Source organism: Streptomyces winkii (assembly GCF_032248595.1).
GTDB lineage: Bacteria > Actinomycetota > Actinomycetes > Streptomycetales > Streptomycetaceae > Streptomyces > Streptomyces winkii.
Map to the genome: position 1 here is coordinate 337,294 of NZ_JASTTH010000009.1, position 12,928 is coordinate 350,221.

General features: G+C 70.5%; 9 protein-coding genes. 7 read left to right on the top strand and 2 right to left on the bottom strand.

From position 1 onward, the window contains the following. Window positions 1-170 precede the first annotated feature (170 nt). Window positions 171-2,579 carry a 1,4-alpha-glucan branching protein GlgB gene (gene glgB / locus QQM67_RS26880; protein WP_399067736.1) on the top strand — a complete coding sequence of 803 codons (2,409 nt, stop codon included), beginning with the start codon at window positions 171-173 and terminating at the stop codon, window positions 2,577-2,579. 193 nt (window positions 2,580-2,772) lie between these two features. On the opposite strand, the gene QQM67_RS26885 is transcribed toward glgB, so the two are convergent. Continuing rightward, window positions 2,773-4,128 carry a cation:dicarboxylate symporter family transporter gene (locus QQM67_RS26885; protein ID WP_314177507.1) on the bottom strand — a complete coding sequence of 452 codons (1,356 nt, stop codon included), beginning with the start codon at window positions 4,126-4,128 and terminating at the stop codon, window positions 2,773-2,775. A 249-nt stretch (window positions 4,129-4,377) separates the two neighbouring features. Between QQM67_RS26885 and QQM67_RS26890 the strand changes: the two genes are divergently transcribed. The 6 genes from QQM67_RS26890 (at window position 4,378) to QQM67_RS26915 (ending at window position 11,575) form a co-directional block, all read left to right on the top strand. Beyond that, complete coding sequence (locus tag QQM67_RS26890; protein ID WP_314177315.1) at window positions 4,378-6,171, top strand: sensor histidine kinase; 1,794 nt, start codon at window positions 4,378-4,380, stop codon at window positions 6,169-6,171. Beyond that, window positions 6,168-6,878: a response regulator gene (locus QQM67_RS26895; RefSeq protein WP_314177317.1), complete on the top strand. Its 711-nt coding sequence runs from the start codon at window positions 6,168-6,170 to the stop codon at window positions 6,876-6,878. Before QQM67_RS26890 ends, QQM67_RS26895 begins: the two co-directional genes overlap by 4 nt. 230 nt (window positions 6,879-7,108) lie before the next feature. After that, complete coding sequence (locus tag QQM67_RS26900) at window positions 7,109-8,131, top strand: chitinase (RefSeq protein ID WP_314177318.1); 1,023 nt, start codon at window positions 7,109-7,111, stop codon at window positions 8,129-8,131. A gap of 198 nt (window positions 8,132-8,329) precedes the next feature. Further along, window positions 8,330-9,712, top strand: coding sequence for an extracellular solute-binding protein (locus tag QQM67_RS26905; RefSeq protein WP_314177320.1), 1,383 nt, complete (start codon window positions 8,330-8,332; stop codon window positions 9,710-9,712). A gap of 98 nt (window positions 9,713-9,810) precedes the next feature. Next, on the top strand, window positions 9,811-10,644 hold the full coding sequence (locus QQM67_RS26910) for a carbohydrate ABC transporter permease (RefSeq protein ID WP_314177509.1): 834 nt from the start codon (window positions 9,811-9,813) through the stop codon (window positions 10,642-10,644). Window positions 10,645-10,651: 7 nt separating this feature from the next. Then, window positions 10,652-11,575 (top strand): carbohydrate ABC transporter permease, encoded by a 924-nt coding sequence (locus QQM67_RS26915; protein WP_314177322.1) that lies wholly within the window; start codon window positions 10,652-10,654, stop codon window positions 11,573-11,575. A 46-nt stretch (window positions 11,576-11,621) separates the two neighbouring features. Here the strand turns inward: QQM67_RS26915 and QQM67_RS26920 are convergent, their stop codons facing one another. Then, the gene (locus QQM67_RS26920) at window positions 11,622-12,647 is read right to left on the bottom strand and encodes an ATP-dependent 6-phosphofructokinase (RefSeq protein WP_314177324.1); all 1,026 of its coding nucleotides are present in this window, start codon (window positions 12,645-12,647) and stop codon (window positions 11,622-11,624) included. Window positions 12,648-12,928: the final 281 nt, after the last annotated feature.

Below are 12,928 nucleotides of genomic sequence, written 5' to 3' on the forward strand. Positions count from 1 at the left end.
CCGGGCCGCTGGCCAACCTGCCGGAGGGGCTCGCCGCACCGGCGCCCGGCGTGCGGGGCAAGAGGCGGAGGAAGGGCGTGCGGCTGCCCCAGCCCACCGCGCCGCATGCGGCGCCGGCGCCTCCGGCCGGTCCCGTACGGGCGGCCGCTCCGGTACGAGCTGCGGTTCCCGTGCGCGCGAGCGGTGCCGCGGGCACGACCGGTGCCGCGACGTCCTCCCGGCCCGCCGCGCCGGCGGAGCCCGCGGCTCCGGGCCGCGACGCCGCAGGCCGCGGCCCGGTCGACGCACGCGCGGGCGCCGTGCCCGCCCTGCCCCCCGAGGACCGCGAGCGGCTGCTGACGGGCACGCACCGCGATCCCCACGCACACCTCGGCCCCGCGGCCGTGCCCGGTGGGGGCTTCCGCGTCCGTGCCCTGCGCCCGTACGCGCGCTCCGTGACGGTCGTGCTCCCCCGCGGCGACCGGGACGGCGACCGCGAGCTGCGGACCGAACTGCTCGACGAGGGGGACGGCTTCTTCGCCGGGGAGGTGCGCACGCCCGGCGGCCCGCTCGGTCCCGGCGGGCGCATCCCCGAGTACGAACTGCTCGTGCGGTACGGAACGGGGCCGGACGAGGAGGCGGACGAGGAGGGCGTCCGCGTCGTCGACCCGTACGGATTCCCGCCCTCCATCGGCGAGTTGGATCTGCGGCTGTTCGGCGAGGGCCGGCACGGGGCGCTGTGGAAGGCGCTCGGCGCCCGGACGATGACGCACCGCGGCGTGTGGGGGACCCGGTTCACCGTGTGGGCACCGAACGCGCGCGGCGTGCGCGTCGCGGGCGACTTCGACCGCTGGGACGGCACGGCACTCCCGATGCGGTCACTCGGCACGTCCGGGGTGTGGGAGCTGTTCCTCCCCGGTGTCGGCGACGGCGCGCTCTACAAGTTCGAGGTCGTGCGCGACGACGGCTCCCGCGTGCTGCACGCCGATCCGATGGCCCGGGCCGCCGAGGTGCCGCCCGCCAACGCCTCGGTCGTGCACACCTCCACGTACCGGTGGGGCGACGGCGACTGGCTCGACAGGCGCGCCGCCGGCAGCCCTCACGCGTCGCCGCTTTCCGTCTACGAGGTTCATCTGCCGTCCTGGCGACCGGGGTTGACGTACCGCGAACTCGCGGACCGGCTCCCCGCGTACGTCAGGGAGTCGGGCTTCACGCACGTCGAGCTGATGCCGTGCGCCGAGCACCCCTTCGGCGGCTCGTGGGGCTACCAGGTCACCGGCTTCTACGCGCCGACCGCGCGGCTCGGCGGTCCGGACGACTTCAAGTACCTGGTCGACTCGCTGCACCGGGCGGGCATCGGCGTGCTCATGGACTGGGTGCCGGCGCACTTCCCGAAGGACGAGTGGGGGCTCGCGGGCTTCGACGGGGACTCGCTGTACGAGCACCCCGATCCCTTCCGCGCCGAGCATCCCGACTGGGGGACGCTGGAGTTCGACTTCGGGCGGCCCGAGGTGCGTGACTTCCTCGTCTCCAGCGCCGTCCACTGGTGCGAGGAGTTCCACATCGACGGCCTGCGCGTGGACGCCGTCGCCTCCATGCTCTACCTCGACTACTCGCGCGGGCCGGGCGAGTGGACGCCCAACTCCCGTGGCGGACGCGAGAATCCGGACGCCGTCTCCCTGCTCCGCGAGATGAACGCCACCCTTCACCGGCGCTGCCCCGGCGTCATCACGGCGGCCGAGGAGTCCACGACGTGGGACGGGGTGACGCGGGCTACGGACCACCTCGGCGAGTGCGGCTTCGGCGGTCTCGGCTTCGACTTCAAGTGGAACATGGGCTGGATGCACGACTCGCTCGGGTACATGCGGCACCACCCGGCCGAACGCGCTTGCAGGGGCGGGCAGTTGGCCCGCGCCATGACGTACGCCTACTCCGAGGCGTTCATCCTGCCCGTCTCGCACGACGAGGTGGTGCACGGCAAGCGCTCGCTCGTCGCGAAGATGCCCGGCGATCCGGGACGGCAGTACGCGGACCACCGCGCGTTCCTCGCCTTCATGTGGGCGCATCCGGGCAAGCAACTGCTCTTCATGGGGCAGGAGTTCGCGCAGGACACGGAGTGGTCCGAGGAGCGCGGGCCCGACTGGGGCCTGCTGGACTCCTCCTCCCCGGACAGCGGTGCGCACCGCGGCGTACGGGACCTGGTGCGCGACCTCAACGCCCGCTACACGAGCACGCCGGCGCTGTGGCAACTGGACACCGACCCCGCGGGCTTCGCCTGGGTCGAGGACGGAAGCGGCGAGACGGCGGGCGCCGGCGGGCGGAGCGTCTTCGCCTTCCTGCGCTTCGACGCCGAGGGCGATCCCCTGCTGGCGGTGAGCAACTTCTCGCCGGAGCCGGTGAGTTCGTACCGGCTGGGCGTGCCGCACACCTCCGGCGCCGGCTGGCGCGAGGTGCTCAACACCGACGACGTGCGCTACGGCGGCAGCGGCCGGGGCAACCACGGGACGCTGAACGCCGAGGCGCACCCCGCGCACGGGCGACCGGTGTCGGTCACGCCGGAGCTTCCGGCGCAATCGACGCTCTGGTTCCGTCCGGTCTGAGGGCCGCGGCGACGCGGCGGAGACCCCGGGCCGGGACGCCCGCCGGAGACGACAGGCCGAGACCGCCCTCCGAAAACAGCGGGGCCCGCCCGGGTACGGCGAACCGGGCGGGCCCCGTGCTCCGCGGCACGGGCGAGCGGCGGCCCGCCCGTGCTACGTCGGTGACGGCCGTCAGCCCGTCAGCCCCAGGCCGTCAGCTGTCGCCCTTCGCGGTGGAGAGCACGTCCTTCGGGCTGTCGGAGCGCGGCTCCGGCACCTCGCCGTCCGTACCGGCGGACGCGTCGGCTGAATCCTCGGGCAGGGTGCTGTCCTGCAACGAGGACTCGTCGAAGGGCAGTTCGCCCGAGAGGACCCGCCGGACCCGGTCGTCGTCGATCTCCTTGGTCCAGGTGCCCACCAGCACCGTCGCCACGGAGTTGCCCGCGAAGTTCGTCAGCGCACGCGCCTCGCTCATGAAGCGGTCGATGCCGACGATCAGGCCGACGCCGTCCACGAGTTCGGGACGGTGGGACTGGAGGCCGCCCGCGAGGGTCGCCAGGCCCGCGCCGGTGACGCCCGCCGCGCCCTTCGAGGCGATGACCATGAAGATCAGCAGCGAGATCTGCTGGCCGAGCGAGAGCGGGTCGCCCATGGCCTCGGCGATGAACAGCGAGGCCATCGTCAGATAGATGGCCGTGCCGTCCAGGTTGAACGAGTAGCCGGTCGGCACGGTGATGCCCACGACGGGCCTGCTGACGCCCAGGTGCTCCATCTTCGCGATGAGCCGCGGCAGTGCGGACTCCGAAGAGGAGGTCGAGAGGATCAGCAGGAACTCGCGGCCGAGGTACTTCAGCAGCGCGAAGATGTTCACGCCGGAGACGGCACGCAGCAGCGCGCCCAGGACGATGAAGACGAAGACCGCGCAGGTGACGTAGAAGCCGATCATGATGACGGCGAGCGCCTTGAGCGCGTCCAGACCCGTCTCTCCGACGACGGCGGCGATGGCGCCGAACGCACCCACGGGCGCTACCCACATCACCATCGCGAGCACCCGGAAGACGAGCTTCTGGATGTGCCCGATGCCGCGCAGCACCGGCTCACCGGCGCTGCCCATCGCCTGGAGCGCGAAGCCGATGAGCAGGGCCACCATCAGCGTCTGGAGGACCTCGCCCTCGGTGAAGGCGGAGACCAGCGTCGTCGGGACGATGCCGAGCAGGAACTGCGTCGTCGACTCGCTGTCGCCGGCCTCCGCCGCGCCCGCTTCCTTCGCGGCCTCGGTCAGATGCAGTCCGCTGCCCGGGTCAAGGATGTTGCCGACGACGAGGCCGATGCCGAGCGCGACCGTCGACATGACGAGGAAGTAGCCGAGCGCGAGACCGCCCACGGCACCGACCTTCGCGGCCTTGCGCACCGATCCGACGCCCAGCACGATCGTGCAGAAGATGACGGGCGAGATCATCATCTTGATCAGGTTGACGAAGCCGTCGCCGAGGGGCTTGAGCTCCTTGGCCGCGTCGGGCGCGGCGAGACCGACCAGGATGCCGAGTGCGACGGCACCGATCACGGCCATGTAAAGGTATTTGGTGCGGTCCCGCCTCGTCCGCGCGGGCTGCGCCGTCGTGGGCGGTGTCTGCTGGGACACGTCGGGCTCCTCGTTGTGCGTTGTTGCGGCTCTGTCCGGTTCCGGCGCCGGTCCGGAGCCGCGAGGGGCAGCGGACCAGGCTCGTTCGGAGTCCCGGTGACTATCCACCCCGGAGTGACGCCCGTCACGGTTGCGTGCATTACGTGCACCGAAATTCCACGGGGCAGACTGGGCCGCATGCGCGCACCCCGTTCTCCACGGCCTCCCCGCAGCCTGGCCGGCCAGCTCTTCGCGATGCAGGTCGTCCTGGTGGCTGTCGTGGTGGCCGGGTGCGCGGTCTTCGCGTATGTCACGGACCGCATACAGGCGGAGGAGTCGGCCCAGCACCGCTCGTCCGCGGTGGCCAGTGCGATCGCTCGCTCCCCGTCCGTGCGTGAGGCCATCCGCACTCCCCGCCCGAGCGAGGAGCTGCAACCGTACGCGGAAAGGGTCCGCCGCGACACGGGTGTCACCTTCATCACCATCATGAACACCGACGGCATCCGCTGGACCCACCCCAACCCCGAGCAGATCGGCGGGCGCTTCCGCGGACACATCGGCCAGGCGCTCAAGGGCCGCACCTTCCATGAGACGTACACCGGGACGCTCGGTCCCTCGGTGCGCGTGGTGACGCCGATATGGGACGACGGGCGTGTGGCAGGGCTGGTCAGCGCCGGCATCGCGGTGGATACGATCACCGAGGAGCTGCGCCGCCAGGTGATGCTGCTGCTCGCGGTCGCGGGCGGCGCGCTGGCGCTCGGCGGGATCGGCACGTACGTCATCAACGCGCGGCTGCGGCGCCACACGCACGGCATGAACGCGGCGGAGCTGAGCCGCATGCACGACTACCACCAGGCGACGCTGCACGCGGTGCGCGAGGGGCTGCTGATGCTGGACGGCCAGAAGCGCGTGGCCCTCGTCAACGACGGTGCGCGGGAGCTGCTGGGGCTGCGGGGCGACGGCGGCCCGGAAGGCGAGGGCGGGCCCGAGGTGCTGGGCCGCAGCGTCGCGGAGCTCGGCCTCCCGCGCGCGCTGACCGGTGCGCTGCTGGCCTCCGAGCCCCGCGTCGACGAGGTGCATCTCACCGAGGACCGGGTGGTCGTCGTCAACACCTCACCCGTGGACGGCGGTGAGCAGCGCGGCACGGTGGTGACGCTGCGGGATCACACCGAACTCCAGTCGCTCGCCGGTGAGTTGGACTCGATGCGGGGCTTCGCGGAGGCGCTGCGCTCGCAGGCGCACGAGTCGGCGAACCGGCTGCACACCGTCATCTCGCTGATCGAACTGGGGCGTACGGACGAGGCCATGGCGTTCGCCACCGAGGAGCTGGAGCTGGCGCAGGCCCTCACGGACGAGGTCGTCGCGGCCGTCGCCGAGCCGGTGCTGGCCGCCCTGCTGCTGGGGAAGGCGGCACAGGCCAACGAGCGGGGCGTCGCGCTGTCGCTGAGCCCCGACAGCCACATCGACGACGGCCTGCTGCCTTCGTCGCTGCCGCACCGCGACGTGGTCACGGTGCTGGGCAATCTCATCGACAACGCGGTCGACGCGGCCGCCGGCTCCGGCGCGGAGCAGGGCGCCGCCCGGGTCAGGGTGAGCCTGCGCGGCGAGCGCGACGCGGACGGCGAGGCGGCGCTGCTGCTGACGGTCACCGACACGGGCCCGGGGATAGCACCGGACGACGCCGAGTCGGTCTTCGAGCGGGGCTGGTCCACCAAGGCGGGCTCCGGCGCCGCAACCGGAGGTGCCCGGACCGGCGGCCCCGGCGGTCAGGACGACGGGTCCAACGGGCAGGGCGCAGACCACGGTTCCGACGGCCGGGACGGGAGCGACGGCCGGGACGGCAGCCCCGGCCGCAACCGCGACCGCGGCCTCGGCCTGGCGCTCGTCCGGCAGGCCGTACTCCGCCACGGCGGCACGGTGCGCGTGGGCGACGGGCCGCAGGGCGGCGCCGAGTTCGCCGTGCGGCTGCCCGTCCCCGAGGCGCGGCGATGAGCGGGGCGGAGCGGCCGGGTACGCCGGTCCAGGTCCTGGTCGTCGAGGACGACCCCGTGACCGCCCACGCGCACGCGCTCTACGTCTCCCGCGTCCCGGGCTTCGCCGTCGCGGGCGTCGCGCACTCGCGGGCCGAGGCGGTGCGCCTCCTGGAGCGGACGCCGGTCGATCTGATCCTCCTCGACCTGTATCTGCCGGACGGGCACGGGCTGGCGCTGCTGCGGTCGCTGCGCACCGCCGGACGTACGACCGACGTCTTCGCCGTGACCTCGGCGCGGGACCTGACCGTGATCAGGGAGGGCGTCTCGCTCGGCGTCGTACAGCACGTGCTGAAGCCCTTCACGTTCCCGACGCTGCGCGAACGGCTGCGCCGATACGCGGAGTTCCGCAGCACGACGGCGACCGCGGACGGTGAGGCGGGCAGCCAGGCCGAGGTGGACAGGGCGCTGTCGGGGATGCGCACGGTGCCCGGAACCGCCGCGCTGCCCAAGGGGCTGAGCGAGTCGACGCTGGAGGCGGTGATGCGCGCGCTGCGCGAGGCCGGCGACGACGGGCTCTCGGCGAGGACGGCGGCGGAGGCGCTGGGCGTCAACAGGATCACCGCGCGGCGGTACTTGGAGCACCTGGTCGAGGACGGGCGCGCGGCGCGGAGCCCGCAGTACGGGCAGGTCGGCCGCCCGGAGCTGAACTACCGCTGGCGCGGCTGACCCGGCGGACCTCACGCGGCCCGTGCCCGGCTCGTCCCGTACTTCCTTCCACGTCCCGTTCGTCCGCCCGTAGATCGACGTAGATCGACTGGAACCTTTCCTTACCTTTCTATTGTCTAGACCAAGCCTCTCGCGCTAGCGTGCGGCTCCGCACCACGCTTCCGGGACGGCGCCGAGCTTTTCCGGACGATTCGTGCTTCCCAATCCCCCACCCACGACGGGAGTTTGACGTGCGCCCCCACATCTCGCCGCGCAAGCGGCTCGCGCTGGCGCTCGCCGCGGCCCTCACCGGCTCGGCCGCCCTCGCGGTCAACGCATACGCCGGCTCGGACGAGAGCGGCACCGCGGACGAGGCCAGGGCCTCCGCCGCGCCGAGCGGTCTCAACGGCCCGTATCTGTACCTCGGTTGGGGCAACCCGCCGAACGCCGCCGACTTCATGAAGGAGTCCGGCCTGAGCCAGCTCACCATGGCCTTCATCCTCTCCGACGGCGGCTGTTCGCCCGCCTGGGACGGCAGCAGGCCGCTGGACGGCGGCCAGGACGCGGAGACCATCAAGGCCGTGCAGGACGCGGGCGGCGACGTCACCCCGTCCATCGGCGGCTGGAGCGGCAACAAGCTGGGCGAGGCGTGCTCCAGCGCGCAGGACCTGGCCGGCGCGTACCAGAAGGTCATCGACGCCTACAGCCTCAAGTCGGTGGACGTCGACATCGAGTCGACGGAGTTCGAGAACGCGGAGACGCGTCAGCGCGTCATCGACGCCCTCAAGATCGTCAAGGACAAGAACTCGGGCATCAAGGTCTATCTGACGTTCGGCACGACTCCGCAGGGCCCCAACGCCAACGGCAAGGACCTCATCCAGAAGGGCGCCGACGCCAAGCTCGACGTGGACGGCTGGACGGTCATGCCGTTCGACTTCGGCGACGGCACCACCGACATGGCCGCGGCCACCAAGTCCGCCGTGGACGGCCTGGCGAAGACGGTGGGCGAGGCGTACGGCATCTCCACCGACGACGCGTACGGCAAGGTCGGCTTCTCCTCGATGAACGGAAAGACCGACGTGCAGGGCGAGTCCGTCTCGCCGTCCGACTTCAAGGCGATGGTCGACTACGCGAAGGAACACCACCTGGCGCGGGCCAGCTTCTGGTCCGTCAACCGCGACCGCCCCTGCGACGGCGGCGGAGCCGACTCGTGCAGCGGAGTCGACCAGCAGCCGTGGGAATTCTCCAAAATCCTTGCTGGGTATACGGGTTGAGGACCGGCGCGGCGCTGCTCCACGGCGCGCGGCGAGAGGACCGACGGCAGCGTACATAACAACGTTGTCACGGTGTTGAACTGCGCGTCTGCACGGCCATTGACCTGAACACGACGGACCCGCGAGATTGTACGGACAAACCAGCCGTACGCGGCCTGCGGCTCCTCGGTGGCGCCCCGGCCGTGGCCCGAGGAGGTCATGTCCGCCATGCCCGCGAATCCCGTGCGCCCCACCCGCCCGCTGGTCCTCAGCATCGCCGCCGTCCTCGCCGCAGGCACTCTCAGCGCCTGCGGCGGGGGCGCCGGCAGCGACCCGAACACGATCAAGATCGCGTTCCCCAAGGACACCGACAACAAGGTCACCGTCAGGGACAACTACGTCAAAGACATGGCCAAGGAGTTCGAGAAGAAGAACAAGGGCAAGAAGGTCAAGATCATCCCGATCCAGGCCTCCGCGCAGGACTACGTCACCAAGCTCCAGCAGATGATGCGCTCCCCGAAGACCGCACCGGACCTGGTCTACGAGGACACCTTCCTCATCAACTCCGACATCAAGAGCGGCTATCTGCGCCCGCTGGACGACTACATCGGCAAGTGGGGCGACTGGAAGCAGTTCGACGCCACGGCCAAGACGGCCGCCAAGGCCCAGGACGGAAAGATCTACGGCGTCCCCGACGGAACGGACACCCGGGCGCTGTGGTTCAACAAGAAGATCTTCAAGAAGGCCGGGCTGCCCGAGGACTGGAAGCCCAAGACCTGGGACGACGTGCTCGAAGCCGCCCGTACGGTCAAGAAGAAGGTTCCGGACAAGATCCCGCTCAACGTCTTCACGGGCAAGGCGGTCGGCGAGGCCGCAGCCATGCAGGGCTTCGAGATGCTGCTGTACGGCACCGGCAAGGACCCGCTCTACGACCCCGGTTCGAAGAAGTGGGTCAAGGGCAGCCAGGGCTTCAAGGACAGCCTTGACTTCGTCAAGACCGTCTACGGCGAGAAGCTGGGCCCCGAGGTCGACCAGGCGCTGAGTCCCACCATGCAGACGAAGGTGGTCACCGATCTGCTGCCCAAGGAGAAGCTCGCCATCGCGCTCGACGGCTCCTGGCTCGGACAGCAGTGGATAAAGACGGGCGGCAGCCCCTGGCCCGAGTGGGACGAGACCATGGGCATGGCCCCGATGCCGACCCAGAACGGGGAGGCGCCCGGCGAGGTGAGCATGTCCGGCGGCTGGACCTGGTCGATCCCCCAGAAGTCCAAGAACCCGGAACTGGCCTGGAAGATGATCCAGCACATGCAGAGCCAGAAGAACGCGGTCGAATGGTGCGTACGCGGAGCGCAGATCGCCGTGCGCCAGGACGTCGCCGCCGACCCGAAGTACCTGAACTCGATGCCGGGCATCAAGTTCTTCACCAAGCGGGTCGAGCACACCCAGTACCGCCCCACGCTGCCCGTCTACCCCCAGGTCTCCACCGCCATCACCGAGGCCATGGAGGGTGTCACGACCGGGGACTCGTCGGTCGGCGAGGCCGCCAAGTCCTATGACGCCCAACTCGAGTCGATCACGGACGGAGCGGTCGTCAAGAAGTGAGCGCCACCGACCTCGCCGCCGTCGGCAAGGAGGTCCCGGGGCGGGGCGGATCGCCCCGGGACCAGCGGCCCGTACGGCGGCAGAACCCGTGGCGCTGGCTGCCCCTCGCGCCCGCGACCGTCCTGCTGCTGCTCTTCCTCGCCGGGCCCATCGCCTACTGCACGTACATCGCCTTCACCGACATGCAGTTGACGGGGCAGGCCTCGGCCTCCTTCGTGGGCTTCGACAACTTCAAGAAGGCCTTCGCGGACGAGAACTTCCGCAACTCCGTACTGCTCACCCTGGTCTTCACGCTCATCTCGTCCATCCTCGGGCAGAACACCCTCGGGCTGACGCTGGCCTCCCTGATGGCGCGCTCGACCAAGGCCATCCGGTCGATCACCGGCGCCGTCGTGATCAGCGCGTGGGTGCTGCCGGAGATCGTGGCGGGCTTTCTGCTCTACACCTTCTTCAGCAAGGAAGGCACGCTCAACGAGATCCTCGCCTGGCTCCATCTGCCCGTCCAGAACTGGCTGTTCACGCTGCCGATCATCGCGGTCTCCTTCGCCAACGTCTGGCGCGGCACGGCGTTCTCGATGCTGGTCTACTCGGCGGCCCTCTCGGAGATCCCCAAGGAGGTCACCGAGTCGGCCGAAGTCGACGGTGCCGGCTCCTGGCAGCGGCTGTGGCACATCACCCTGCCCATGATCCGCCGCTCGATCGGCACCAACCTGATGCTCAACACCCTTCAGACGCTCTCGGTGTTCGGGCTGATCTGGGCCATGACGCGAGGGGGCCCCGGCAACCGCAGCCAGACGCTGCCGATCTTCATGTACGACCAGGCGTTCAACAAGTCCCTCATCGGCTACGGCACCGCGGTGGCACTGCTTCTGCTGGTGGTCGGCGCGCTGTTCTCGGTCGTCTATCTGCGCCTCATGCGCGAGGAGGTCTGAGACCCGCATGGCAGCCATCTCAGGAACCCCCGGCACCACCACCGCAGCCACGAAGGCATCCGGCGGCGGGGTGCCCCGGCGGCGGCCCCTGCGCCCCGGATCGTCCCTCAGCCGCGCCACGCGGCAGCGGCTCGCCGCCGACCTCGGACTTCTCGCCGTGGTGGCGGCGTTCGTGCTCCCGCTGGTGTGGCTGATCTTCGCCTCTGTCGACCCCGACGCGTCGATGAAGGTCGCCCCGCCCAGCTCCTTCACGCTGGGCAACTTCTCGCGCGTACTCACCGACGAGATCACCTTCACGCCGATGATCAACAGCCTTGTGCTGTGCGGCAGCGCCACGTTGATGACGGTGACCGCCGCCGCGTTGGCCGCGTATCCGCTCAGCCGCTACAAGGCCCGCTTCTCACGCCCGTACCTGCTCACCATCCTCTTCAGCACGTGCCTGCCGATCACGGCCGTCATGGTGCCGGTCTACGGACTCTTCGTGCAGGTCAACCTCATCGACACCATGCACGGCACCTCCTTCTTCCTCGCCACGTCCCAACTGCCCTTCGCCGTGTGGCTGATGAAGAACTTCATGGACGGCGTGCCGGTGGCCCTGGAAGAGGCGGCCTGGACGGACGGCGCCAGCTGGTTCCAGGCCCTGACCAAGGTGATCCTGCCGCTGATGGGACCGGGTTTCGCGGTCGTGACGGTCTACAGCTTCATCCAGATGTGGGGGAACTTCTTCGTCCCGTTCATGCTGCTGATCAGCCCCGAGCAACTCCCGGCGTCGGTCAGCATCTTCACGTTCTTCGGCAACCTCGGCTCGATCGCCTTCGGTGAGCTCGCGGCGTTCTCGATCCTCTACTCCACGCCCGTCCTGCTGCTCTACATCCTCATCGCGAAGCGGCTGGGCGGCGGCTTCACGCTGGGCGGCGCGGTCAAGGGCTGACGGCGCCGCCCACGGGCGCGAGGGCGACGGCTGGCGACGGCGGGGCTCAGTAGACCGATTCCGCCTCGTCCATGCGGTCCTGCGGCACGCGCTTCAGCTCGCTCACCGCGTTCGCCAGCGGAGCCATGACGATCTCGGTGCCGCGCAGCGCCGTCATCTGGCCGAAGTCCCCGCGGTGCGCGGCCTCCACGGCGTGCCAGCCGAACCGTGTGGCGAGCACGCGGTCGTACGCGGTGGGCGTGCCGCCGCGCTGTACATGGCCGAGGATGACCGGCTTGGCCTCCTTGCCCAGGCGGTACTCCAGCTCGCTCGCGAGCCGGTTGCCGATGCCGACGAAGCGCTCGTGGCCGTACTGGTCGATGACGCCCTTCTCGTACGGCATCGAGCCCTCGGCGGGGTGCGCGCCCTCGGCGACGCAGATCAGCGCGAACTTCTTCTCGCGCGCGAAGCGTTCCTCGACCATCTTCACGAGGTCGTCGACCTCGAAGGGCCGCTCCGGGATGCAGATGCCGTGCGCGCCGGCGGCCATGCCGGCCTCCAGCGCGATCCACCCCGCGTGCCGTCCCATGACCTCGACGACCATCACGCGCTGGTGCGACTCGGCGGTGGTCTTCAGCCGGTCCATGGCCTCGGTCGCGACGCCCACGGCCGTGTCGAAGCCGAAGGTGCGGTCCGTTGCGGAGATGTCGTTGTCGATGGTCTTGGGCACCCCCACGACCGGGAGTCCCGCGTCCGCGAGCATCCGCGAGGCGGTCAGCGTGCCCTCGCCGCCGATGGGGATCAGGGCGTCCAGGCCGAGGCGGTCGATCAGCTCCTCGGAGTTGTCACAGGCCTCGCGCAGTCGGTCCCGCTCCAGCCGGGCGGACCCCAGGATGGTGCCTCCGCGGGCGAGGATGCCGGCGACGTCGTTGGTGTCGAGCGCGCGGTAGCGCCCGTCGAGGAGCCCCGTGAACCCGTCCTCGAAGCCGATCACTTCGTCGTTGCGGTCGTGCACGGCCCGATGGACGACGGACCGGATCACGGCGTTCAGACCGGGGCAGTCGCCGCCTGCCGTGAGGACTCCGATGCGCATGGGGGTTCGCTCTCCTGGTCGTCGGTCGGCCCGCTTCGGGCGGGCGCTCGTTGCTGCTCGGTCAATGGTGCTCGGTCAACATTGCTCGGTCCTTGCGAGGAGCCGTATTGGTCTTGTACTGAAGCCGTACTGAGCCATGCCGAGTGTTTCATGTGTTGAACGCACGGCGCACCGGCCGTCCGCCCACCGGACCGCTTCCCCCCGCTCTCCTGCCCGCTCGCCCGGGCCCACTCACCCCGGCTCCGCGGGTACGGTCAGGGTCGTGGGACGTCCCCGCACGC

What these genes read in the sequence shown, in the direction of transcription:
- QQM67_RS26905 (WP_314177320.1), top strand. Translation starts at nt 8,330, where the DNA reads ATGTCCGCCATGCCCGCGAATCCCGTGCGCCCCACCCGCCCGCTGGTC.
- QQM67_RS26915 (WP_314177322.1), top strand. Translation starts at nt 10,652, where the DNA reads ATGGCAGCCATCTCAGGAACCCCCGGCACCACCACCGCAGCCACGAAG.
- QQM67_RS26895 (WP_314177317.1), top strand. Translation starts at nt 6,168, where the DNA reads ATGAGCGGGGCGGAGCGGCCGGGTACGCCGGTCCAGGTCCTGGTCGTC.
- QQM67_RS26885 (WP_314177507.1), bottom strand. Translation starts at nt 4,128, where the DNA reads ATGGCCGTGATCGGTGCCGTCGCACTCGGCATCCTGGTCGGTCTCGCC.
- QQM67_RS26920 (WP_314177324.1), bottom strand. Translation starts at nt 12,647, where the DNA reads ATGCGCATCGGAGTCCTCACGGCAGGCGGCGACTGCCCCGGTCTGAAC.
- QQM67_RS26890 (WP_314177315.1), top strand. Translation starts at nt 4,378, where the DNA reads ATGCGCGCACCCCGTTCTCCACGGCCTCCCCGCAGCCTGGCCGGCCAG.